Source organism: Polaribacter sp. (assembly GCF_965656025.1).
Classification (GTDB): domain Bacteria; phylum Bacteroidota; class Bacteroidia; order Flavobacteriales; family Flavobacteriaceae; genus Polaribacter.
This window is the reverse complement of sequence record NZ_CBFHJT010000023.1, coordinates 1-24684: the sequence shown is the minus strand read 5'-3', so window position 1 is coordinate 24684 and position 24684 is coordinate 1. Positions and strand designations below refer to the sequence as shown.

At 31.3% G+C, this 24684-nt stretch carries 21 protein-coding genes and 1 tRNA gene; 13 read left to right on the top strand and 9 right to left on the bottom strand.

The window, feature by feature from the left end; translation table 11 throughout:
* Positions 1-324: PrsW family glutamic-type intramembrane protease (locus ACTG3S_RS06255; protein WP_439128505.1), on the top strand; the 324-nt coding region annotated here is incomplete at its 5' end.
* Here ACTG3S_RS06255 and ACTG3S_RS06250 read toward each other — a convergent pair.
* Both ACTG3S_RS06250 and pafA read right to left on the bottom strand, forming a co-directional pair.
* Positions 314-1459 (bottom strand): T9SS type A sorting domain-containing protein, encoded by a 1146-nt coding sequence (locus ACTG3S_RS06250; RefSeq protein WP_439128504.1) that lies wholly within the window; start codon positions 1457-1459, stop codon positions 314-316. The genes ACTG3S_RS06255 and ACTG3S_RS06250 overlap by 11 nt on opposite strands.
* Before the next feature lie 8 nt (positions 1460-1467).
* Positions 1468-3108, bottom strand: coding sequence for an alkaline phosphatase PafA (gene pafA / locus ACTG3S_RS06245; protein ID WP_439128503.1), 1641 nt, complete (start codon positions 3106-3108; stop codon positions 1468-1470).
* A 111-nt stretch (positions 3109-3219) separates the two neighbouring features.
* Between pafA and ACTG3S_RS06240 the strand changes: the two genes are divergently transcribed.
* The 5 genes from ACTG3S_RS06240 (at position 3220) to ACTG3S_RS06220 (ending at position 7042) form a co-directional block, all read left to right on the top strand.
* Positions 3220-3960, top strand: coding sequence for an MlaE family ABC transporter permease (locus tag ACTG3S_RS06240; protein ID WP_439128502.1), 741 nt, complete (start codon positions 3220-3222; stop codon positions 3958-3960).
* Positions 3961-3964: 4 nt separating this feature from the next.
* Positions 3965-4732: an ABC transporter ATP-binding protein gene (locus ACTG3S_RS06235; RefSeq protein ID WP_439128501.1), complete on the top strand. Its 768-nt coding sequence runs from the start codon at positions 3965-3967 to the stop codon at positions 4730-4732.
* Between the two features lie 63 nt (positions 4733-4795).
* Positions 4796-4868, top strand: a tRNA-Lys gene (locus ACTG3S_RS06230).
* A gap of 141 nt (positions 4869-5009) precedes the next feature.
* The gene (locus tag ACTG3S_RS06225; RefSeq protein WP_439128500.1) at positions 5010-5507 is read left to right on the top strand and encodes a CIA30 family protein; all 498 of its coding nucleotides are present in this window, start codon (positions 5010-5012) and stop codon (positions 5505-5507) included.
* Between the two features lie 62 nt (positions 5508-5569).
* On the top strand, positions 5570-7042 hold the full coding sequence (locus ACTG3S_RS06220) for a DUF389 domain-containing protein (protein WP_439128499.1): 1473 nt from the start codon (positions 5570-5572) through the stop codon (positions 7040-7042).
* Between the two features lie 153 nt (positions 7043-7195).
* Here ACTG3S_RS06220 and ACTG3S_RS06215 read toward each other — a convergent pair whose 3' ends face one another.
* Both ACTG3S_RS06215 and ACTG3S_RS06210 read right to left on the bottom strand, forming a co-directional pair.
* On the bottom strand, positions 7196-7792 hold the full coding sequence (locus tag ACTG3S_RS06215; RefSeq protein WP_439128498.1) for a SprT-like domain-containing protein: 597 nt from the start codon (positions 7790-7792) through the stop codon (positions 7196-7198).
* 17 nt (positions 7793-7809) lie between these two features.
* Positions 7810-8490: an SDR family NAD(P)-dependent oxidoreductase gene (locus ACTG3S_RS06210; protein ID WP_439128497.1), complete on the bottom strand. Its 681-nt coding sequence runs from the start codon at positions 8488-8490 to the stop codon at positions 7810-7812.
* Positions 8491-8554: 64 nt separating this feature from the next.
* Here ACTG3S_RS06210 and ACTG3S_RS06205 point away from each other — a divergent pair, with 64 nt between their 5' ends.
* The gene (locus ACTG3S_RS06205; RefSeq protein ID WP_439128496.1) at positions 8555-9829 is read left to right on the top strand and encodes an amidohydrolase family protein; all 1275 of its coding nucleotides are present in this window, start codon (positions 8555-8557) and stop codon (positions 9827-9829) included.
* A gap of 28 nt (positions 9830-9857) precedes the next feature.
* On the opposite strand, the gene ACTG3S_RS06200 is transcribed toward ACTG3S_RS06205, so the two are convergent.
* On the bottom strand, positions 9858-11369 hold the full coding sequence (locus ACTG3S_RS06200; RefSeq protein WP_439128495.1) for a hypothetical protein: 1512 nt from the start codon (positions 11367-11369) through the stop codon (positions 9858-9860).
* 52 nt (positions 11370-11421) lie between these two features.
* Positions 11422-12480 (bottom strand): glutaminyl-peptide cyclotransferase, encoded by a 1059-nt coding sequence (locus ACTG3S_RS06195; RefSeq protein ID WP_439128494.1) that lies wholly within the window; start codon positions 12478-12480, stop codon positions 11422-11424.
* Between the two features lie 244 nt (positions 12481-12724).
* Between ACTG3S_RS06195 and ACTG3S_RS06190 the strand changes: the two genes are divergently transcribed.
* From ACTG3S_RS06190 to ACTG3S_RS06175, 4 genes are all read left to right on the top strand, one after another.
* Complete coding sequence (locus ACTG3S_RS06190; RefSeq protein ID WP_347186600.1) at positions 12725-12976, top strand: type B 50S ribosomal protein L31; 252 nt, start codon at positions 12725-12727, stop codon at positions 12974-12976.
* A 215-nt stretch (positions 12977-13191) separates the two neighbouring features.
* A complete protein-coding gene (locus ACTG3S_RS06185; protein WP_439128493.1) occupies positions 13192-14700 on the top strand; it encodes an FMN-binding glutamate synthase family protein in 1509 nt (502 codons plus the stop codon).
* Positions 14701-14709: 9 nt separating this feature from the next.
* On the top strand, positions 14710-15675 hold the full coding sequence (locus ACTG3S_RS06180; protein WP_439128492.1) for a YpdA family putative bacillithiol disulfide reductase: 966 nt from the start codon (positions 14710-14712) through the stop codon (positions 15673-15675).
* Between the two features lie 327 nt (positions 15676-16002).
* Positions 16003-16620, top strand: a complete 618-nt coding sequence (locus ACTG3S_RS06175; protein ID WP_439128491.1) for a class I SAM-dependent methyltransferase — start codon at positions 16003-16005, stop codon at positions 16618-16620.
* On the opposite strand, the gene ACTG3S_RS06170 is transcribed toward ACTG3S_RS06175, so the two are convergent.
* From ACTG3S_RS06170 to gcvP, 3 genes are all read right to left on the bottom strand, one after another.
* A complete protein-coding gene (locus tag ACTG3S_RS06170; RefSeq protein ID WP_439128490.1) occupies positions 16558-16824 on the bottom strand; it encodes a carboxypeptidase-like regulatory domain-containing protein in 267 nt (88 codons plus the stop codon). The two genes, ACTG3S_RS06175 and ACTG3S_RS06170, sit on opposite strands and share 63 nt — an antisense overlap.
* 153 nt (positions 16825-16977) lie before the next feature.
* Positions 16978-18987: an ATP-dependent nuclease gene (locus tag ACTG3S_RS06165; RefSeq protein ID WP_439128489.1), complete on the bottom strand. Its 2010-nt coding sequence runs from the start codon at positions 18985-18987 to the stop codon at positions 16978-16980.
* A 189-nt stretch (positions 18988-19176) separates the two neighbouring features.
* Positions 19177-22047, bottom strand: coding sequence for an aminomethyl-transferring glycine dehydrogenase (gene gcvP, locus ACTG3S_RS06160; RefSeq protein ID WP_439128488.1), 2871 nt, complete (start codon positions 22045-22047; stop codon positions 19177-19179).
* Between the two features lie 188 nt (positions 22048-22235).
* Between gcvP and ACTG3S_RS06155 the strand changes: the two genes are divergently transcribed.
* Positions 22236-23060, top strand: coding sequence for a hypothetical protein (locus tag ACTG3S_RS06155; protein ID WP_439128487.1), 825 nt, complete (start codon positions 22236-22238; stop codon positions 23058-23060).
* Positions 23061-23198: 138 nt separating this feature from the next.
* Positions 23199-24684: phosphoglycerate dehydrogenase (gene serA, locus ACTG3S_RS06150; protein WP_439128486.1), on the top strand; the 1486-nt coding region annotated here is incomplete at its 3' end.

The window sequence follows — 24684 nt, the reverse complement described above, 5'->3', positions numbered from 1 at the left end:
GCTTTAGAAAATATCTTATATACATTTAAACATGGTGTGGAAGTTGGACTCTTAAGAGCTTTTACAGCAGTTCCTGCACATGCTACTTTTGGAATTTTAATGGGGTATTTTATGGGGAAAGCAAAGTTTTCTAACAAAAGAATATCCTTGAATTTATTAGGACTTTTGTTGGCCACAATTTTTCATGGCGCTTATGACTTTTTCTTATTCATAAACTTTATTCCAGGGATTTCTATTGGTGCTTTTGTGTCTTTAATTATAGGAATTGTACTTTCTAAAAAAGCAATTAAAAGGCATCAAAATAGTTCTAACTTTAAAGTTTGATAAATTTTTTAAAAATCGTTTTAGTTTTAATAGATTTTATTTTTAAATAATAAATACCAGGTGTAAGAATAGAAATATCAATTTCTTTGTCAGGACTAATTTTTGGATAAAAAACTACCTTACCAGAAGCATTATAAACTTCAAGTTTATGAATTTGTTGATTAGATGTAATATTTATTTTATCAATTACAGGATTTGGATGTATACGATATTCATCAACTTTATTTTTTTCGATTGATAAAAGCCAATAATTATCATCAAAAAAATCATACAATTTTTGACTGAAATCAAATTGTATCCCTCCTTGATTTGTGCTGAATTTTTCTCTTGAAATATAAAATTTACCGGTATCACTTATGTTTGTAATAGCTTCCACTTGGCTACCTTGTTCTAGTTCTGTTTCTAATGAAATTTTCCGAAAGCCAGAAAAGAAAATGTCTTTTCCGGGTTTTCTGTTAAAATCAATATAAATCAAAAAAGGTTTTAATGTAGTGTCGTAAGCTGTTAAAAAAAATCTGTCCTGACTATAAACAGCGCCTGTTATTAAACCTTCTACATTTGCTGAACTTACCTTTTTAGCAACATGATTTCCGGCAGAATTTGGAACCATGTAAACATTTGTTTTAAAATCGCTCCAGTTTTTTGTAAAAATTAAAAGATTATCTTCATAATATACAATTGCTTCAGCATCAAAATTAGAACTGTTTAGTTGGTTAGAAAAATTGGTTTGATCTTCGTAAGAATAAGAAATAATTTCTGCAGAAATAGCGTTGCTGCTTAAAAAATCAGACTTTAATATTTTGTATATTTTTAAGTCGGTTCTGTTTCCGTTATTATTTCCAATATCAGCAATAAAAATATGAGTTTCATTCTCAGTAATATCTTCCCAATCAACATTTGTAGCGTTAGCAATCGTTATAATTCGATCTAATTTTCCAGATAAGCTATCAATTTCATACAAGTTTGCAGCATCACCACTATCATTATGAGTAATAATTTTGTTGTTAAAGAATAATAAACCAGAAGTTTCTTCAACTTCTTCTGGTAATTCAAATTTTTCTTTAAAACTACTTATTTGACCAATAATAAATATCGATTGAAAAATAAGAACTGTAAAACAAAAGAGTTTTTTCAAGTCTAATGCTATTTAATTAAAGCTTCTTCTACAACTTTACCAGAAGTACTATTTGGCGCTTCAATTTTTAATAAATTAGAAATTGTTGGAGCAATATCAATAATAGTATATTTTTTCGCACTTTTTCCTTTTTTTATACCATTCCCATAAAAAATAATAGGAATATGAGTGTCATAAGAATAACCAGAACCATGGCTAGTTCCTTTTCTGCCACTAGTTAAAGTTGCAGGATAAGGTATCATTAAAACATCTCCAGAAAATTTTTGATTGTATCCATTTTGGAGTGAGTTTAATATACCATCTGTAAAATTAGTAGTTTGTAAAGTTCTAGCAGTAACAGCTTTGTAAATTTTATCAAAATGAACTACTTCATCTGCCAATTTTTGTGCCACTTTATTTCTATCTAAGCCCAAAGATTCTATTTTGTCTTTATCTAAAAATATCTGATAGTTAGATACATTCTCTATCAATTCTTTAGAATTAAAATATTTTTGTGTGATGTTTAAAATAAAATCTCTAAATTTTTTAGTGTCCATATAATGAGCAGGGATTTTTAAAGATTGTAGATACGCGGGTACATGCACAGCAGCATGATCTGCAGTTAAAAACAAGGTGTAATTATTTTTACCTACTTCGGCATCTAAAAAATTGAAAAATTCTTCTAAATCTTTATCTAAACGTAAATAAGTATCTTCTGTTTCTACTGCAGCAACACCATACCTATGGCCAATATAATCTGTTGATGAAAAACTAACCGTTAAAAAATCTGTATGAGCTGTTTTTCCTAATTGTTCTCCTTTGATGGTAGCTTTTGCAAAATCAACAGTGTAAGTATTTCCTGCAGGAACAGTTTTTATCAAATTATAATTCCCATTTTTTGCTCTTAATTCTTTTAGGTTTTTTGGAAAAATTGGTTTTTCTTGCCCTTTTAAATTCCTTTCAAAAATATTATCATCATCTCTACTTTTTTGGTACGTATTTATATCATATAAAGTATTCCAACTACTATTTAAGTAGTTGTCTGCGTTATTATTAGCATTAAAATCTGCAACCCATTTTGGTAGTTCTTTCATGTAGTAAGAACTTGTTACCCATTGGTTGTTGTTACCGCCATCATACCAATAAGCACCATTCGCAGTGTGACCAACTGGTAAAATTGCAGATCTATCCTTTATAGACAACCCAATGGTTTTTCCTTTCATATTTTGTGCTAAATGTAATTCATCTGAAACAGTAGTTGTATACAATCTGTTTGGAGATTTATTACCCACATTACCAGAGTTTCCAACAGTTGTGTAGTTAGAATCATCCACACAATAAATACTTTCTTTTAAAAATTTATCATACCAATTGTTAGAAATAATACCATGATTATTCGGCGTGGTTCCTGTAAAAATAGATGCATGTCCAACTGCAGTGTATGTTGGCATATAATTGTAGTGTGCATTTTCTAAAGAAAACCCATTATTTAAAATTCTATTGAACCCCCCTTTTCCGTATCTATCTGCATATCTTGTTAAATAATCATATCTCATTTGATCGATAACAATGCCAATAACCAATTTTGGTTTTTTATTTGGAATCTTTTTTTCGGTACAATTAGTAAGTAATAAAAATGTGCAAAAAAGTAATAGAATAGATTTTTTCATCGTGGTTATATCAAGCATTATAAGTACAAAAGTAATTATTTTTTATATTGATGTGTTATAATTAACAATCAATTAATGATATTTTAATACTTTAGCTTAAAATTTCTTTGAATGACATATTTAGAACATATAGGGAACTATTTTATAATGCTAGGTCGTGTTTTTACAGCACCGCAAAAACCTAAGATTTTTTATCAAGCTTTACTAAAAGAAATTGAAGATTTGGGGTTAAAATCTTTGGGTATTATCATGTTTATTTCCTTTTTTATTGGTGGTGTTATTGCATTACAAACGGCCTTAAATTTAGACAGTCCTTTTATACCAGATTCTTTAATAGGTTTTGCCGCAAAAAGATCGATTATATTAGAATTTGCACCTACATTTTGCTCTATTATTTTAGCAGGTAAAGTTGGTTCTTATATCACCTCTAGTATTGGTACGATGAGAGTTACTGAGCAAATTGATGCCTTAGAAGTTATGGGGATAAACTCCATCAACTTTTTAATATTACCCAAAGTAATTGCAGCGTTATTCTTTTATCCATTTTTAATAGCTTTAGCGATGGCTTTAGGTATTTTTGGTGGATGGTTGGCAGGAGTTTTATCGGGTTTATTTGCAGGAGCAGATTATATAATTGGTATACAAACAGATTTTAATTCTTTTTTAATTGTATATGCTTTAATTAAAACATTGGTTTTTTCTTTTTTAATAGCTACAGTGCCATCTTACCATGGTTATTTTGTAAAAGGAGGTTCTATTGCGGTAGGTAGAGCAAGTACGCAAGCCGTAGTTTGGACAACGATTTTAATTGTAATTGCCAATTATATATTAACACAATTACTATTAACATAACAATATGATAGAAGTAAAAGACTTACATAAAGGGTTTAGTGGTACAGAGGTTTTAAAAGGAATCACAGCCACTTTTTTACCAGGAAAAACCAATTTAATTATTGGGCAAAGTGGTTCTGGTAAAACCGTTTTTTTAAAATCGTTAATAGGATTGCACAAACCAGAAAAAGGTACGATTTCTTTTGATGGTAAAGTAAATACCAACTTTACAGATGATGAAAGACAGCAGTGGAGACAAGAAATAGGTATGGTTTTTCAAGGGAGTGCTTTATTTGATTCTCAAACAGTAGAAGAAAATGTAATGTTTCCTTTAAAAATGTTTACCAAAAAGTCTAAAGAAGAAATGTTAGAACGCGTAAATGCTGTGCTTGATAGAGTTAATTTAGAAAATTCGAACGATAAATTACCTGCAGAATTATCTGGGGGAATGCAAAAAAGAGTTGCCATTGCAAGAGCCATTGTTATGAATCCGAAATATTTGTTTTGTGACGAACCAAATTCTGGACTAGACCCTCAAACAGCTATTGTAATAGACAAATTAATACAAGAAATTACAGACGAATATCAAATTACAACCGTAATTAATACCCATGATATGAATTCTGTGATAGAAATTGGAGAAAAAATAATTTTTTTAAACAAAGGTAAAAAAGAGTGGGAAGGGACAAGTGAAGATATTTTTTCTACTGATAATGAAGCGGTTGTAGACTTTGTGTATTCTTCTAATTTATTGAAAAAAGTGAGACAAGTTTATTTAAAAGAAACAAAATAAAGAATAGGTTTGTTTTTTATAAAATAACTCATATATTTGCACCCGCTAAAACGAAAAAGAAATGACCTGGTAGCTCAGTTGGTAGAGCATCTCCCTTTTAAGGAGAGGGTCCTGGGTTCGAGCCCCAGCCCGGTCACAAAAAAGTTCCATACAAATTGTATGGAACTTTTTTATTTTTAACAATACTGCAACAGTATTTTTTCGTTTTCTAAGTAATTTTGTCTTATTATTAATTATGAGCAAATTATACATTTTACTTTTTTCAACATTATTTTTTATGAGCGATTCCGATCAAATACTTTTCGATTTTACTACAGAAACTAATATTTCTAATTGGAAAGTTGTAGATGACGAAGTTATGGGAGGAAGATCAAACGGAAATTTTAAGTTGAATAAAAACGGGCATGGAGATTTTTTTGGTAAAGTCTCTCTAGAAAATAATGGCGGTTTTTCTTCAGTGCGATACCGATTTGATTCCAAGAAAATCATAAACTCTAATGAAATTGTCATAAGATTAAAAGGAGATGGTAAAAAATATCAATTTAGAGTTAAAGACAAGTCAAATAATTACTATTCTTATATTGCCACTTTTACAACTCAAGGTGATTGGGAAAATATAAAAATTAACCTTTCAGATATGTATCCTGCCTTTAGAGGTAGAAAATTAAATATGGATAATTTTTCTGAGGATACTATAGAAGAAATAGCTTTTTTAATTGGTAATAAAAAGCAACAAACATTTAAATTAGAAATTGATAAAATTTACCTACAGTAAATGCTATTGTTCTTTTTACAGAAAACTTTTTTCGTATCTTTCCTACTTTCTAATTTTAGTATATGGAAGAAGATATTCAAAAGAACGTAAAGCCTCATCCTCAAGAAGATACAAAGCAAAATGTGCAAAAAGATGCTATTGGACTTTTAGATAGCATTAAAAAGTTTTTAGTAGAGCTTTTCGATTTTAGACATGATACAGATCATGAAGCTACTTTAGATGCGATAAAAGCAGATATTCCTTTTAAAGGTGCCACAGCTTGGATTCTAATTTTTGCGGTTTTTGTGGCCTCTATTGGTTTAAATGCAAATTCTACAGCTGTTGTTATTGGTGCCATGTTAATATCACCATTAATGGGCCCAATTTTAGGTTTGGGAGCTTCTTTTGCCTTAAATGATATCATTACGTTTAAAAAATCGTTAACCAATCTAGGTGTAATGATTGGTTTAAGTTTATTTGCCTCTTTTTTATTCTTCTATTTTTTTCCATTAAGTGAAGATACTTCTGAACTTTTAGGACGTGTAAGTCCAGATATACGAGACGTTTTAATTGCATTTTTTGGTGGTTTGGCATTAATGGTTGCCAGAACTAAAAAAGGTACTATTGCTTCTGTAATTTTTGGGGTTGCTATTGCTACTGCTTTAATGCCTCCATTGTGTACAGCTGGTTATGGTTTGGCAAAAGGAAATTTTGCTTACTTTTTAGGAGCCATGTATTTGTTTACCATCAATACTATTTTTATTGCATTGGCAGCATTCATAGTGCTAAAAATGTTGCGTTTTCCAATGCATAAATATGCCAATGCAGCCAAACGAAAAAGATATGCAACCATTGCTTCTGTCGTAGGTATTGCAGTTATGATTCCTGCAATTTTTACATTTATAAATGTTTTTAATGAGAATCAAATGAATACACAGATTAATTATTTTATTAAAAATGAAATAAAAAATAATAAATCTTTACAATTAATAGATTGGGATAAGGACATTGAAAAAAAAGAAATTTATTTAAACTTTTTTAATGAAATTACAGAAGCTACAGAAAACGATTTAAAAAATGAACTTTCTAATGTTAGAGATTATCCTAACTTAATAGGATTTCAATTAAGTATTAAAGGAAGTGACACTAAAAGTTTTGAGTTAATTACTACAGCTTACAAAGAAAAAAGAGAAGAGCTTCGAGAAAGTAAAAACATAATTTCGGGTTTGCAAAAGCAGATTACAGCTTTGCAAGAAACAATTTCTACACTAAATAACAGAATAGAGCAAGACGCATTAAATAAAAACCAAAAGGTAGTGGCTTTTAGTAGAATTGCTAAAGATGCCAAAATAAGATATGTCGATATCGAAGAGATTGGTTTTGCAAGCGTTTTATCGTCTAAAGACTTTATAAAAATTGATACCATACCAATGGCAACCATAAAATGGAATGTTAATTTACATGATAGCATTATATCGCCAAAAGAACGAGAATTAAGAACGTGGCTGCAAAGAGAAATGGAGCTAGATACTTTGTTTATAAAACGAGAAAAATAATAGAAATCAAGTCTGTCTGAAAGGTTTTAACAATTATTGATTCAATTTGAGCTTGTTGAAATCAATAACACATATTAATAATTTAAAAACTTCGAAAAATTTAGATCGATATTTCAATGAACCCACAAAAAGTCACTTTTACTATTATAATTTTTAAATATGCTCTTTATCAAAAAGTGTTACTTCTACATTTTGATTAAAAAGATACACTTTTTTGTTTTTAATGTTTAAACATTCGTAACGAGTTCTTCGCTTGTTTCCTCTTTTGTAAATAATGTTTTTAAAAATAAAAAAACTTCCCAAGGGAATATTAAAAATAAAAGATTTACCTGCTGACGCTTCATTACCTTTTAAAGCCATAGACAAATTAACATCTGCATCTGTGCTTGCTTTTGGGTTTTTTAAATAATTGGCTAAATAAGGTAGTATTTCTTTTGGATAAATATCTGGATGTAAAAAAGGCAACATTAAATGTTGAAAAATTGCTTTCCATTCTTTACCATGAGGTTGTACTCTCCCAAACTTTTGATGCGTTACATGATGCGCAATTTCATGAACTAAGGTTAATAGAAACTGATGTTTGTTCAAGTTATTATTTACAGTAATTTGAAATTTTCCATTAGGGAGTTGTCTAAAATCACCATGTTTTGTTTGTCTTTGATTTACAATTTTAAGCGTAAAATTGTGCTCATCAATTAAAAATTGAACAAAAGGAATTGCTTTAAAAGGTATAAAATTTTTAAAATCCACGTATTCTATAAAACTAATTATGGAGTAGAACTTGAAACCTGTAATACTTTTCCGTTATAAAATTTGTTTCCAGTTGTGGCGAAATTAAATAGATAATCTGCCATTTCTTTAGCAGTAAGTGGAGCTTCATATCCAGGAAAAGCTTCTTCTAACATTTCAGTTTGTACAGCTCCTAAAGCCAGCACATTAAATGCAATTTGTTGTTCTTTATATTCTTCTGCCAATAATTCAGAGAGTGTTATTACGGCACCTTTGGCAGAACTATAGGCTGCTAAACCAGGAAATTTCATACTGCCTTGTATGCCTCCCATAGAACTTATAGTAACAACATGGCTTCCTTTAGATAAATAAGGAATTAATATTTGTAGGGTTTCTGCCACAGCAAACACATTTACTTTATATACGTCTAAAAAATCTTGAGAAGTCAAATCTGTAAAAGGTTTATTTACCAATTTACCAGCGTTATTAATTAAAATATCTACTTTTTTCCAATGAGTTTCTACAAAACCTTTTACCTTTTGTAAATCATCAGTATTCGAAATATCTACAGATAAAAGGGTTATGTTGCTATGGTTTACCTTCTCTAAAGGTTGGGTATTTCTAGAAATTGCTAAAACATTGTGTCCCTCATCAGCAAATTGTTTTGCTAGTTCAAAACCAATCCCTCTACTTGTTCCAGTAATAACTACGTTTTTCATTTTTTATATTTTAAACCACCAAATTAGGTATTTTTTCATACATTTAAAGATAAAATAACTACAAATGAACAAATTATTATTACTTTTTATAACCGTTTTTATGTTACAAACTACAAATGCGCAAACTACCTATATTTTATGCGGTAAATTGGTAGATACCAAAGCAGGTACCATAGAAAGTAAAAAAACAATTTTTGTAAAAGAAAATAAAATTACTGCTGTTAAAGATGGATATATTATGCCAAAAGGCGGCAACATTATAGATTTAAGAGACAAAGTAGTAATGCCTGGTTTGATAGATTTTCATGTACATATTGAGCAAGAATTTGATAGAAATACAAGACTTAATAAATATATTTTAAACGAAGCAGATGTTGCTTTTAATTCAGTAGGTTTTGCAAAAACCACGCTGTTAAATGGTTTTACAACGGTTAGAGATTTAGGGGGCACAGGTGTAAATATTTCTGTTAGAAATGCTATTAATGCTGGTAAAATTCCAGGACCCAGAGTTTTTACTGCTGGTAAATCTTTAGCAACTACTGGTGGTCATGCAGATCCAACAAATGGAAGCAGTAGAGTGTTAATTGGCAATCCAGGACCCAAAGAAGGTGTTGTAAATTCTGTAGAAGATGCTAAAAAAGCAGTAAGACAACGTTATAAAAATGGCGCAGACTGTATAAAAATTACAGCAACTGGTGGCGTTTTAAGTGTAGCAAAATCAGGAGATAATCCGCAATTTACCATAGAAGAGGTAAAAGCTATTTGTGAAACTGCAAAAGATTATGGAATGCATGTTGCAGCGCACGCACATGGTGATGAAGGGATGCAAAGAGCCATTATTGGTGGAGTAAAAACCATAGAACATGGTACTTATATGAGTGAGGAAACAATGGCATTGATGAAAAAAAACGATGCTTATTTGGTACCCACGATTACGGCTGGTAAAGAGGTAGAAGAGAAAGCAAAAATTGATGGTTTTTATCCTGCAATTGTAGTTCCGAAAGCATTAGCTGTTGGGCCACAAATACAAGGTACTTTTGCAAAAGCTTACAAAAAAGGCGTGGGAATTGCCTTTGGTACAGATGCAGGGGTTTTTAAACATGGTAACAATGGTAAAGAGTTTGGTTTTATGGTAGAAGCTGGTATGCCTGCAATGGAAACCATTCAGTCTGCTACAATTACAAATGCGATGTTATTGAAAATGGAAAACGAATTAGGACAAATTAAAAAAGGTTTTTTTGCGGATATTATTGCAGTAGATGATGACCCTACGAAGAATATTGCTACTATGGAAAACGTTGTTTTTGTAATGAAAAACGGAGTGGTTTATAAAAAATAATTGTTTTATAAAATGAATTTTATCTTTTTTAATCAAAAGTAATGTGCTGATAAGCACCAATATCAGGAGTGGTAGTTCTATCAACTCCTAAAATATCTAAGGTAAAAGGACTAGCAACTGCTTGGTTGATAGCACTGCTTTCATCACCAATAATAAAATCGTTTTTTTGCGTATCTCTAAAATTAGCAATACCATTTAAAATAAAGTTGCTATAGTTTGGGTTGTTGTTAAAATCTACTTCAGCAACACCCTCAAAAGAATTGTTAGTATCGTTAAACTTAATCATACAGTTTTTTATGCTGTAATTAAACAAACCGCCACCATCTACTTTATCCACTAAAAACTCAACATTGTTATTACCGTCAAAAATACAATTGGTAAAATTAGCCGCTTTTAAATCTCTTGTTTCAGCAATTTCTTGACCAGCATCATTGTTGTACACAAAAAAGTTATTAATTAATACTGCTGGTAGTTGCCTGATGCCATTGTTCCAATAATTGGCAAAAGTGCTGTGTGTAAAGTTATAAGTTCCGCCAATGGTAGCCGCCAAAGAAGCTTCACCAGCACTACCTATTACTACATTATTGGCTTCGATGTTTGTTTCTCTTGCCAAAATGCCAAAATTTGTTTGGTTGTAAATTTCTGTATTTTGTAATTTTAAAGTTGGAGTAGAAGTAGTGCCAATACTATCTATTAAAATACCTATAATACCGTTTTTTATTTGTGCGTGATTGATTTCGTTGTCTTTACTTCCTGCACGCATCCAAATAGTGCCCCATTGTCCAGGAATTTCACTAAACGAATTTTCTAATCGGTCTCCTTCAAAAATTACTTTCTCAGACAAAGTACCATTCACTTTTAAAGTCGCTTTATTGTCTACAATTAAACCAGAATTATCATGAAAATGGACTCTAGAGCCAGCTTCTATAGTTAAGGTTTTGTTCGCGGGTACAGCTGCATAACCATAAATAACCGTGGGTTTTGTGTTGGTAAATGTTAGCTCTGTATCCTCTAAAAAACGACCTTTAATGGTTGTGGGCTGCCCATCTAAAGTCAAGCTATCAATCTTCATAGAAATAGGATCTTTACCAGGAAAAATAAAATTGGCATCTTCTACCAAAGTTACCAAATCTACATCTTGTTGATTGTTTCCAGTATCAAATAAAATTCGGTCCGTATATAAAGGACTACTTTCATTAGCCACATTTACAGTAGTTTCTATAAAAACAAAAATACTGTCTTTTGCAAGGATATCTATATTGCTAAAATCTTTACCAGGAATACCATCTACATTTAATCTGTAGTTAGAAGCAGTACCATTTTCTAGCTGAATTTTAGGAATGGTAATGGCATTATCACCTCTATTATATACTTTTAAATTATAGGTTGCAGAACCAATATTGGTAAAAATTGTATCTAAAAAAACAGTGTCTTTAGAAAATTCGAGTTGACCAAAATTAGGAATGGTCGAAAAATCTTTTCTACAAGAACTTATAGAAATTAAAGCAACACAAATTAAAAAAGTAAACAATTGCTTCATAGATTTTTCTCTTTTTAAATACGAATAAAAATAAAACTTATAAATCAGTTTATTATTGCTTTACCAATTCAATTTCGAATAATTTACCCCAGTTTTTACCAGTAACAAACAATCTATTGTTTTCTGCATCATAAGCAATTCCGTTTAAAACTTCATCATCAGCTACTAACTTTTGTGTTTTTTTCATTTCTGCCTCTAAACCTTTTAAGTTAATTAATCCTTCTACAATACCTGTATCTGGATTTATAATGGCTATAATTGGTTTTTGATAGTAGTTTGCATACAACTTTCCGTTAATAAGCTCTAATTCATTTAACTGGCTTAAAGCTCTGTCATGTGTGTAAGCTTGTATAAAGTGTTTTTCTGTTTGTGTTTCTTTGTCTAAAAACCAAATTTTACTCGTTCCATCAGACTTTATCAACTCACTTTCATTTTGAGTAAGTCCCCAACCTTCTTTACTTTTATTATAATCAAATTCGCTTATTTTTTCAAAAGTATTCAAATCATATACAAACCCTTTTTTAGATTGCCAGGTAAGCCAAATAATTTTGTCATCCACAATCGTCATTCCTTCGCCAAAATACTTTTTATTCAAGTCTATTTTTTGTAAAACCTTCCCCGTTTTTATGTCTACTTTTCTTAGTGAAGATTGTCCTCTACGTCCTGTAGTTTCATATAAATAACCCTTGTAATACTCTAAACCTTGTGTGTATGCTTTGTTGTCATGTGGATATTCATTTACAATTTTATATTTATAAATATCGGGTTTTGTATCCGCAAAAACTTCTAAAAAAGCATTTTGTTTTTTGGTTTTTCCTTCAAAAAAAGCCAATCCATTAATTGCATGTTTACCTACACCAAGATCGCTGGTTTTTAGGGTTAACGTATTACCATTACTTGGTATTTCTTTCCCGTTTATATAAAACTGAATCTTATCTACTTCTTTTCCTTCTTTTTCAACCATTTTTAAAGTGATGGTTTGGTTTAGTGTTGCTTTTTCTGGCTTTTCTATAGAAAATTTATAAGCATCTTCGCAAGAAATAGTGGTCAATAAAATTGCTAAAAAGCAAGTAAGAATAGAAAGCTTCTTCATTATATATGTAAATTTCATTTTTTTGGAGTGTAAATATTCAAAAAAAAGACGACACAAAGCAACTTTTGATCACTAAAACGCCTTATTTTCAATTAAAAATAACATTATCACAAATAAAAACAATTTATTTATTTGTAAATTAAAAAATAAGGTTAAATTTGCATCCTCAAAATAGTTAATAAACAGCTATTTAGACTTTAGAGTAAAACCTTACCAACTTTGCTCTTACAAACATAACATTAAAGTATTAAACATATTCAAAATGAAAAAAGGAATTCATCCAGAAAATTATAGAATCATTGCTTTTAAAGACATGTCTAATGGCGATGTATTTTTAACTCGTTCTACTGCAAACACTAAAGAAACTTTAGAAGTAGATGGTACAGAGTATCCTTTAGTAAAATTAGAGATTTCTAGAACTTCTCACCCATTTTACACTGGTAAATCTAAACTTATCGATGCTGCAGGACGTATTGACAAGTTCAAAAACAAATACGCAAAATTCAAGAAATAATTCTCTTAGAATTTTAAACATATTTAAAACTCCAACAGTTATTTGTTGGAGTTTTTTTTGTGCGTTCCCTTTCAGGTCGTGCTTTCCATTATATCTTTTTTTCATTCTTCAAAAAAGGATGCCATTGCAATCACTAACGCAACTTTTTGCCAACAAAATTTAAATTTTAAAGAGGAATAGGTTATTTTTAAACTTTATTAAAAAGCAATATGTAAATGAGAAATACCATTCTTTCAATTTTAATAATTACCACCATTTTATGTGGTGTATTAGTTTACTTTATACCGCAAACAGGTACATATATTTTACTTTCTATAGCTGGTATTTTAACATTAATTGGGTTAAGAGATAGTTTTCAAACCAAACATTCTTTATTAAGAGCCTTTCCTTTAGTAGCAAGACTAAGATGGTTTTTTGAAGAAGAAAGAGATAAAATTCAGCAATACTTTATAGAAGACAATTTAAACGGAACACCCATCAATAGAGAAAAAAGAAGTGTAGTATACCAACGTGCCAAGTTAGAAAAAGACACCATACCTTTTGGTACGCAACACAATGTGTACAAAAAAGGATACGAATTTGTAAAACACTCGTTATTTCCTAAAAACCATCATTATGTAAAAGGAGAACGCGTTATTTTTGGCTCCGACAAATGCAGGCAAAAATACGATAGTTCTATCATCAATATTTCTGCCATGTCTTTTGGATCTTTAAGTGAAAATGCGGTAAAAGCTTTAAACCAAGGCGCAAAAATGGGCAATTTTGCACACAATACTGGCGAAGGTGGTATTTCTCCACATCATTTACATGGTGGAGATTTAATTTTTCAAGTAGGTACAGGTTATTTTGGTGCTGGTATTTCAGATGCCAATGGCAAAAGAATTTTCGATGATGAAGCGTTTCAACAAAATGCCACACGTCCAGAAGTAAAAATGATAGAAATTAAATTTTCTCAAGGTGCAAAACCTGGTCATGGTGGTATTTTACCCGCAAAAAAGAATACACCAGAAATTGCAAAAATTAGAGGTGTTGCACCTCATGTACAGGTAGATTCTCCTCCAGGTCATGATGCTTTTTCTGATTATACAGAAATGATTGCTTTTATAGAAAGAGTACGTAATTTATCGGAAGGAAAACCTGTAGGTATTAAATTTTGTGTTGGAAATAATGAAGAAATAGAAACCATGATAAAAGCATTTGCAGACGCCAATAATTATCCAGATTTTATTTCTGTAGATGGTGGCGAAGGAGGTACAGGTGCAGCGCCACTAGAGTTTACCAATTATATTGGTACACCTTTGTTAGAAGGCTTGGTTTTTGTAAATAAATTGTTGGTAAAATATCGATTAAAAAATCAAATTAAAATAATTGCTTCAGGGAAAGCTGTAGATGCTTTTGATGTGGTAAAATTAATGGCTTTGGGTGCAGATGCTGTAGGTATGGCTCGTAGTTTTATGTTAAGTTTGGGTTGTATACAAGCTAGAGAATGTAATTTAGACACCTGTCCTGTTGGTGTTGCCACGCAAGATGAAGATTTGGTGAAAGCTTTGGTCGTCGAAAAGAAAAACATCCGTGTAAAAAATTACCACGATAAAACCATACAATCTGTAAAAGAAATGGTGGCAGCTATGGGCTTAGATTCTATTGCGAATGTAAAAGCAAATCAGGTTTTTAGAAGAAGAAAAGACGAAGAAGTAGTAAGTTTAGAAAAAGTTTATTTTTAGAGACAATATATGGTATATGATGTAGTAATAATAGGAGGTGGACCCATAGGAATAGCTTGTGGTTTAGAGGCACAAAAAAAAGGACTTTCTTATGTGATTTTAGAGAAAGGACCCATTGTAAATTCGTTGTACAATTATCCTGTAAACATGCAGTTTTTTTCCTCTTCAGAACGTTTAGAAATTGATGAAATTCCGTTTATTAGTAACGAAGCCAAACCCAAAAGAAACGAAGCACTCGAATATTACAGGCGTATTGTTACTAACAATACATTAAATATGCAGCTTTTTGAGAAAGTAAAAAAGGTAGCAAAACAAGCAGCAGTTTTTTCTGTAGAAACCACTAAAAATAACTACCAAGCAAAAAATGTAATTGTAGCCACTGGGTTTTATGACATCCCGAATAAGTTACAGGTTCCTGGAGAAGAATTGCCAAAAGTGGCGCATTATTACAAAGATCCTCATTTTTATGCGGGTCAGAAATTAGCGATTGTAGGTGCAAGTAATTCTGCCATAGATGCCGCTTTAGAATGTTGGCGAAAAGGAGCAGAGGTTACCTTAATTATTCGAGGAGCCTCTGTGGGAGATCGTGTAAAATATTGGGTAAGACCAGATGCCATCAATAGAATTGAAGAAGGCAGTATTAAAGCCTATTACCATGCAAATATTACCGAGATTACTGAAACGAGTGTTAGTATTAAAACGGAGGAAGAACAACTAACGATTGACAATGATTTTGTACTGGCATTAATTGGCTATAGACCTAATTTTACTTTTTTAGAAAATATGGGGATTTCTTTGTCTAAAGATGCTAAAAAAATACCTAGCTACAACCCAGAAACTATGGAAACCAATGTTGATGGAATCTTTTTAGCAGGTGTTATTTGTGGAGGTATGGAAACCCACAAATGGTTTATAGAAAACTCTAGAATTCACGCAAAAATGATTGTAAAAACAATTTTAGAGAAACACAATTAAAAATAGTACAGATTAGGTCTGTCATTCCTGCGAAAGCAGGAATCTAGAAATCATTGATAATATGAGTTTAATATAAATTTTTTGGTTTAAATAGTCTTATTTATCTTAAAAAAAGCGGATTGTCATTTCAAAAGAAACTTCGCAGCGAAGTTGAGAAATCTTAGTTTAAAAATTAAGATTTCTCCATTACAGTCGAAATGACATTAGTTTCAAAAAATTAAACTGTAATTAATTAATAATCAATATCTTTTAAATCGAAATCACTTTTATTTATTAATGAACCCCAAACCCAAAAGAAATAAAAAACCTTGGCCTACAAAAGATGCTATGACTCAAATTTACGAGCAAGGTCTTTGGGGAACCAACAATACCGAATTTTATTCTGGTGAAGGCTCTCACAATCCCGATATTGTAAATCCTTATGTGCAGGTTGTTAAAGATTTTTTAAGCACTTTTAAAACGCCACTTACTTTGTGCGATTTAGGTTGTGGCGATTTCAATATTGGCAAACAACTGGTAAAACACACTAAAAAATATATTGGTGTTGATATTGTAGAAAGTTTAATCAACTACAATACAAAGCATTTTAAAGCAGAAAATTTATCGTTTTTGTGTTTAGACATTGCAAAAGACCCTTTACCAAAAGCAGATGTTGTTATTTTAAGGCAAGTGTTACAACATTTATCGAATACAGAAATTTTATCCATTCTGCAAAAACTTAGGAATTATAAATATATTTTACTCACAGAACATATACCAAATGACACTTTTGCCCCGAATAAAGACATAATTTCTGGACAAGGGATTCGCATTAAAAAACAAAGCGGACTCGATATTTTAAAACCTCCCTTTAATTTTAAAGTAGTAGCTAAAAAAGAGTTGTTAGCTATTGATTTGGGGAGTAAAAAAGGTGTTTTGGTTACAACTTTGTATCAGGTTTTTTAGTTGTTTTTTAATTAAATTTGAACGAAGTTTTAGAGAGAATTCTCCTTTTTTATTTGTAAAGGTTCCCTCTTTCGTTTTTTTTAAATATACGTTTACAGATTCAATAGGCGTATTGGTTTCCACTTCTAAAACTTTTCCATTGATGTTTTGTGAAAAAGAAGTAAAGATTGAAAAAAATAAAACTACTGTTAATAGAACTTTCATTTTTCAAGTTTTAGCTAACGTGTTTGTGTATGATTTCGTTGCGTGCGTAAGCACTAAAATTAGTAAATAAAAACTGAATAGAAAATCCGCGAGAATTTTCGTAAGTAGGCTATAACTAGCAATAAATTATATAGGGTTTTGCCACCAGTACTTTTACGATTTTGCTCTATCAATTATAGATTCAATCCATTTCAGTTCATTTATTTGCTCAATTAATGGGTCTATTTTTACATCAATTGCTTCAGGTGTTCGACAAATTTTTTCCGAAAAATATCTTGCAGTTAACGGTTTACTGTCGCTACTATATAAGTCTTTTGCTTCTGCCTTTATATCGTCATAATTTTCAATTTTCTTATGAAACTCTTCCTCAAAATCTTGTTCCCAAATTGAATAATTTGAGTTTATACTTGTTGGTGGAAAGAAAAATAAATCCTCCGTAGTTTCGTGACCGAGCATTTGAAGAATTTCTTTATTTCTTTTAGATTTTTTTATAGCATTTTTTCTGTAATCGCCTGTTAATTCCTCAACTGGATTATCTGGCTTATCTCCATCAAAAATTACGTAACAAGGAATTCTAAATTCATTGAACAGTAATAATAAATAAGAAATTGTGTCTACTGAACCTGCGTTTATTAGAGAAACTCTATTAGTATCTATATCAAATCCTTTAGCTTTAAAATAATTTGGTAATGAATATTTTTCTGTTTCCCCTTCAATTAGAATGATTTTTTTTGCGAAAAACCCTTCGTTTTTCGTTTCGTCAATTAGATGATGAAATCTATGTCTAATACTTAAATCGTTTATTTCAATTCCGTAAATATTTTGATAATGATTTATTATTTGCTGGACACTTAATTCGTGAGATACTGTTTTCGGATTTTCTTCTGTTGATTTCCTAAATAGTCTTATTTGGTCAAAATTATCTACTGAAATAAATAAACTATCGTGAGTTGTGTAAATGACTTGGTCATTTCCTTCCGAAATTTCTTTTAAGAGGTTGTATGTTGCTCTTTTTAAAGGTGGATGTAAATATATTTCCGGTTCTTCAATTCCAATAATTATATTGCTTTTATTTATTTTTTTTCCGAAATCAAATGTATTGTATGTTCTTAATAACGAAAAAAGTGCTAGTCTTTGTATTCCGTGTCCTTTTTCTGTTAATTCTGAATCATAACCATCATTAGCATAAACTTTAGGTTGTGGAAAAACAACATCTTGGATTTCAGGCGAACCAAATTTTAATTCAAGTGAACAACCAATATCAAAACCAATGTTATCGTTTAAAGCTTTATTTATTTTCTCTATTTTAGATTCTCCATCTTCGGTTGTGTCAATTTTTTCAATTAATTCTTTTACCAAAGCATCAGTCTTTGTTTTAAACTCTTGTTTAATCTCTGTAGACACAGAACTGGAAAGCCAATTTATTAGTTCTCCTAATGCACTTGTTTTCGTAACTTTAAGGTCTTCCGATAAGTTTTTAATTGCAGGAATATAAAAGAATTTTGGAAGGTTAGCTTTTAACTTGCTTTTCCAGCCTAGAACCTTTTCGTCTCCTGTTATTTGTTCTTTTGGGATTTCGTCATAACGCTCTTCGTTTAATTGAATAAGTTTATTAAGAAATTCATCTTGAGTTGGCTCTTCCTCATTATCAAAAAGAGTTTTAAAGTCAAAACCTCCAATTTTCAAGTCGGATTTCCACCATTTTTTTAAGTTGGCTTTTGTTGGTTTTTTATCAGCAACTGTCCAAAGATATTCTTCTGTCGGGATTAGTTTAGTTCCGTGTTTTGATTCTATAAAATCAATATCATCAATGGAAGCATCTTTTAGTTCAACACCTTCTTCTTTTGAAATAGCCTCAATATATTGAGTTATTGTTAAGTTATTTTGTTTGTCTAAATGTGTTTTAAATGTTGCAAGTTCATCTTCGTTTAAGTTTTTAAACTTTAACGTTATAACTATTGGTTGAGAATAGTCATTATGATGATAGCTTTTTGTTGAAATTTTTGTCTTTGTGAAATTAAAAAACAGGTCTAAAGCTTCGAGAACATTTGATTTTCCAACGCTATTTTCTCCGATTAAAGAAGTGAGATTATTAAAAGAAAATTCGATTGTTTCTACTCCAAATGTTTTAAAGTTCTGTATGCTAATATTCTCAATTTTCATTTCAAGTTTGGTTTTTCTCGTATTGGTAGCAACGTGTTTTCATATATGACCAATTTTTAATTAGTCATATTCAAAGTTAGCTAAGTTAAATTTTTTATTGCAAAAACCCAACAGGTAAAAACCCCTATTTTAAAAACAAAAACCGCTTCTAAAAAGAAACGGTTTAAAATACTTAAAAACACTGCGTGTTTACATGTAGTCTTCAATTGGGTTGCAAGAACAAATTAAATTTCTGTCACCAAAAGCATCATCTACTCTACGTACAGTGGGCCAAAATTTATTGTCTGCAATGTATGGCAAAGGAAAAGCTGCTTGTTTTCTAGAGTAAGGTAAATTCCACTCATCTGCCGTTAACATTGCTTGGGTGTGTGGTGCATTTTTTAAAGGGTTGTTGTCATCCTCTTTGGTGGCGTTTTTAATTTCTTCACGTATAGAAATCATGGCATCACAAAAACGGTCTAATTCTGCAATCGATTCAGATTCTGTAGGCTCAATCATCATTGTGCCACCCACAGGAAAAGAAACCGTAGGAGAGTGAAAACCATAGTCCATTAAACGTTTGGCTATGTCAACTACTTCAATGCCCTTGTTTTTAAAATCTCTACAATCAATAATCATTTCGTGTGCAGCACGCCCTTTTTCTCCCGTATATAAAGTATCATAATGGCCTTGTAAACGCTCTTTAATATAGTTGGCATTTAAAATGGCATTTTTAGTAGAATTGGTCAATCCTCTAAACCCTAACATAGTAATGTAACCATAAGAAATTAAACAAGCCAACGCAGAACCCCAAGGCGCACCAGAAATAGCAGTTATGGCACGTTTACCACCAATTTTTATAATTGGGTTTGTAGGTAAAAAAGGCACTAATTGAGGAGCCACACAAATTGGGCCAACTCCTGGGCCACCTCCACCATGTGGAATGGCAAATGTTTTGTGTAGGTTTAAATGACAAACGTCTGCACCAATAGTAGCAGGATTTGTTAAACCTACTTGCGCATTCATATTGGCGCCATCCATATATACTTGTCCACCATGGTCGTGTATAATTTTGGTAATTTCTTGAATAGCACTTTCAAAAACACCATGCGTAGAAGGATAAGTTACCATTAACGCAGCTAAGTTGTTAGAATGTTGTTCTGCTTTTGCACGTAAATCAGCGACATCAATATTACCATTTTCATCGGTTTTAGTTACCACCACTTTCATACCTGCCATTACAGCAGATGCAGGATTGGTACCATGTGCAGAAGCAGGTATGATACAAATATTTCTATGAGAATCGTTTCTAGATTGGTGGTAAGCTCTAATGGTCATTAAACCAGCAAACTCACCTTGTGCACCAGAATTGGGTTGTAAAGAAGTGCCAGCAAAACCTGTAATAATATTTAGTTGATGTTCTAATCTTCTTAAAACTTCATGGTAACCTTCTGCCTGATTTAAAGGTACAAATGGGTGTATATTTCCCCATTGTGGATTGCTTAAAGGCAACATTTCTGAGGCAGCATTCAATTTCATGGTACAAGAACCTAAAGAAATCATAGAGTGGTTTAACGCTAAATCTTTACGCTCTAATTTTTTGATGTAACGCATCATCGCTGTTTCAGATTGATACGTATTAAATATTTCGTTGTCTAAAAAAGACGTATTTCTAACGACATTTTCAGGAATTACCTCGAAGTTAGAATGAAAAGGTTCTTGGGTTAAAATTTGAGAAAAATGGCCACTATAATCTTCGTTTAAAGGATTTAGGCGCGGTTTTAACTGTCCGAAAATGGTAAACAATTGCATCAAATCTTTTTCTGTAGTAGCCTCGTTGATAGAGATAGACACCAAGTGGTCTGACACATAATTAAAGTTTACTTGAAAAGATTCTGCAATAGGCTTTAATCGAATGGCATCAATTTCTACCAATAAGGTATCAAAATAAGAACTATTTAATTGTTTAAAACCAGCTTTCTCAAAATAGTTAGCTACTAATTTTGTTTTGTTGTGTACAGAATCTGCAATAAATTGGATACCCTCTTTACCATGATACACAGCATACATACCCGCCATAACTGCTAATAAAACTTGTGCAGTACAAATATTAGAGGTAGCTCTTTCTCTTTTAATATGTTGCTCTCTTGTTTGCAATGCCATACGCAAAGCAAACTCACCATTTTTGTCTTTGGTAACTCCAATAATTCGCCCAGGAATGCTTCTTTTATACGCTTCTTTGGTAGCAAAAAAGGCTGCATGTGGGCCACCATAACCTAAAGGAATTCCAAAACGTTGTGTAGTACCTACTACAACAGAAGCACCAAACTCACCAGGTGCTTTTAATTTTACCAGTGATAAAATATCTGCTGCTACAGCCACTTTTATATTGTTATTATTGGCTTTTGCTACAAAATCTTCATAGTCAAAAACTTGCCCTAATTTTCCAGGATATTGTAATATGGCACCAAAATAATCATCCCCAAAATCAAACTCTTCATGGTTGCCAACCACCAATTCTATACCAATAGGTGTAGAACGAGTTTGTAATAAAGAGAGGGTTTGTGGCAAAATTTCGTCAGAAACAAAAAATTTGTTGGCTCCTGCTTTTTTCTTTGCACGTTCTCTCACATCAAACAACAAAGCCATGGCTTCTGCTGCTGCAGTAGATGCATTTGCCAACTCCATTCCTGTTAAATCGCTCACCATGGTTTGAAAATTTAACAAGGCTTCTAAACGTCCTTGTGCAATTTCTGCTTGATAAGGTGTGTAGGCTGTATACCAACCCGGATTTTCTAAAATATTACGTTGTATTACACTGGGTACAATAGCTTCATGATAGCCCAAACCAATGTAACTTTTAAATACTTTATTTTTATCTGCCAATGTTTTAATATGTGCTAGATACTCATATTCACTCATGGCAGGATCCAAATCTAAATCGTTTTTTAAACGAATATTGTCTGGTACAGTTTCATTAATTAATTGTTCTAAGCTGTCTGCTTTAATGGTTGAAAGCATTTTTTCTTGCTCCTTTTTATTAGGACCAATATGTCTAAGTTGAAACGAATTTGTATTCATTAATTTAGTTTTGTTTTCGACTGAATTTAATCGATTTAGTATACATTTTTACCACCAGAAAATTGCTTCATTTTAAGGATGTACAAAAATAAGCATTAAAAGAAATCTTTTTTAGTAGAATTCTAAAAATTTCCTGTTAATTATTAACTAAAATTGAATGTTATAAACAGATAGTTTATTTTTGTTTCATGAATATTTTACAAAAAGTTTTTAATTTTTACATCAATGCTAGCATTCACGTAGCTTTAGCTGTTTATGCTTTTTTAAAAATCACTGAACAATACTTTGGTTTACCAAATCAAGAAAACTTAAATTATTTTATTTTTTTTGGAACCATTACAGGGTACAATTTTGTAAAATATGCAGGGGTTGCCAAATTGCATCATAGAAGTTTAACCAACAATTTAAAAGTAATACAGGTGTTCTCCTTTATTTGCTTTGTTGCTATGTGTTATTTTATGTATTTCGTTCCTTTTAAAACCTTGCTCTTTTCTATTCCTTTTGTAGTGTTAACTATTTTATATGCCATCCCTTTTTTAAGTGGATTTCATAAAAATTTACGACAAGTGAGTTACTTAAAAATTATTGTTGTGGCCTTAGTTTGGACAGGTTTTACAGTATTAATTCCCATTATAAACTCAGAACAATCCATCAATTACAACTTATTTTTACTGAGTTTGCAACGTTTTTTAATCGTGGTAGTTTTAATTTTACCTTTTGATATTAGAGATGTAAAATACGATGCCATTTCTTTGCAAACTATCCCCAAAAAAATTGGCTTAGAAAAAACGAAAAGATTGGGGTTGGCATTTATGCTTTTTGCCTTGTTAATTGAATATGCAATCAATGCAGGAGACGTCTATAAAAATGCCTTTATGATTTTCTTTTTTCTTATACTTGTTTTTTTGATGCGAGCCAAAATTAATCAATCTAAATACTACAGTGCTGTTTGGGTAGAATCTTTACCTATAATTTGGTGGTTGCTTCTTTTAGGATTTCATAATTTTCTCTAGTTTTTTTGCACTATTTTATCAACTTATGGCTTTATATAAATAATTATAGCAGATATCATAAATCTTTAAAATGGCTTTCTAATAACCGTTGATATTTGTAGCTTTACAAGCGATAAATCAACCAAGATTTTAAAAGTAATGATTACCACAAAAAGAAATTATATTTTCGATTTTGACAGCACTTTAACTCGTGTAGAAGCATTAGATGTTTTAGCGGAAATTACGCTAGAAAACAATCCTAAAAAAGATGCAATTATTCAAGAAATCATAGACATTACCAATTTAGGGATTGATGGTGAAATTTCTTTTACAGAGTCTTTAGAGCGCAGAATTAAATTATTAGAAGCCAATAAATCTGATTTAGACGATTTGGTAATTGCATTAAAAAAGCAAGTATCTAAATCCATAGAAAGTAACAAAGAATTCTTTGAGGAATTTGCGGATGATATTTATGTGATTTCCTGTGGATTTAAAGAATTTATAGACCCAATTGTGGCAGCATATAACATTCCGTCAGAAAGAGTGTTTGCCAATACTTTTGAGTTTGATAAAGATGGAAAAATTGTAAGTTTTGATAGCGCGAATCCGCTTTCTCAACACAATGGAAAAATCAAGTGTTTAAGTGACATGAACCTTGATGGAGAAATACAAGTAATAGGAGATGGTTATAGCGATTATGTAACTCGTGAAGCTGGTGTAGCAGATAAGTTTTTTGCTTACACAGAAAACGTTTCTAGAGTAAAAACTACAGAAAATGCAGACCATATTGCCCCAAATTTAGATGAATTTTTATACGTTAACAAGTTGCCAAGAAATATAAGTTACCCAAAGAACAGAATTAAGATTTTATTATTAGAAAATATACATCCAGATGCTTTAACCAAGTTGTCTTCAGATGGTTTTTCTGTAGAAACCGTTTCTAAAAGTTTGTCTGAAGACGAATTGATAGAAAAAATAAAAGACGTACACGTTTTAGGAATCCGTTCTAAAACCAATGTGACCCAGAAAGTAGTAGATGCTGCCGAAAAATTAATGGTAGTTAGTGCTTTTTGTATTGGTACCAAACAAATTAATTTAGATGCCTGTAAAGAAAAAGGGATTGTAGTTTTTAATGCACCTTACAGTAACACACGTTCTGTCGTAGAGTTGGCAATTGGAGAAATTATCATGTTAATGCGTTCTGTGTTTCAAAGAAGTACAGAAATACACAATGGTCAATGGCAAAAAACAGCAGCAGGTTCTAGAGAAGTTCGTGGTAAAAAACTAGGTATTGTAGGTTATGGTAATATTGGTAAACAATTATCAGTATTGGCAGAAGCTTTAGGTATGGATGTGTATTATTATGATGTTGAAGATAAGTTAGCTTTAGGAAATGCAACCAAAGTAAGTAGTTTAGAAGAATTGTTGTCTATTTCTGATGCCGTTAGTTTGCATGTAGATGATAATGCTGCCAATAAAAATTTCTTTGGCGAAAAAGAAATTTCACAAATGAAAGATGGTGCAGTTTTAGTAAATCTTGCTCGTGGTTTTGTGGTAGATATTCCTGCATTGGTTGCTGCCTTAAAAAGTAAAAAAATAGCGGGTGCAGCTATTGATGTGTACCCAGAAGAACCTAGAAAAAATG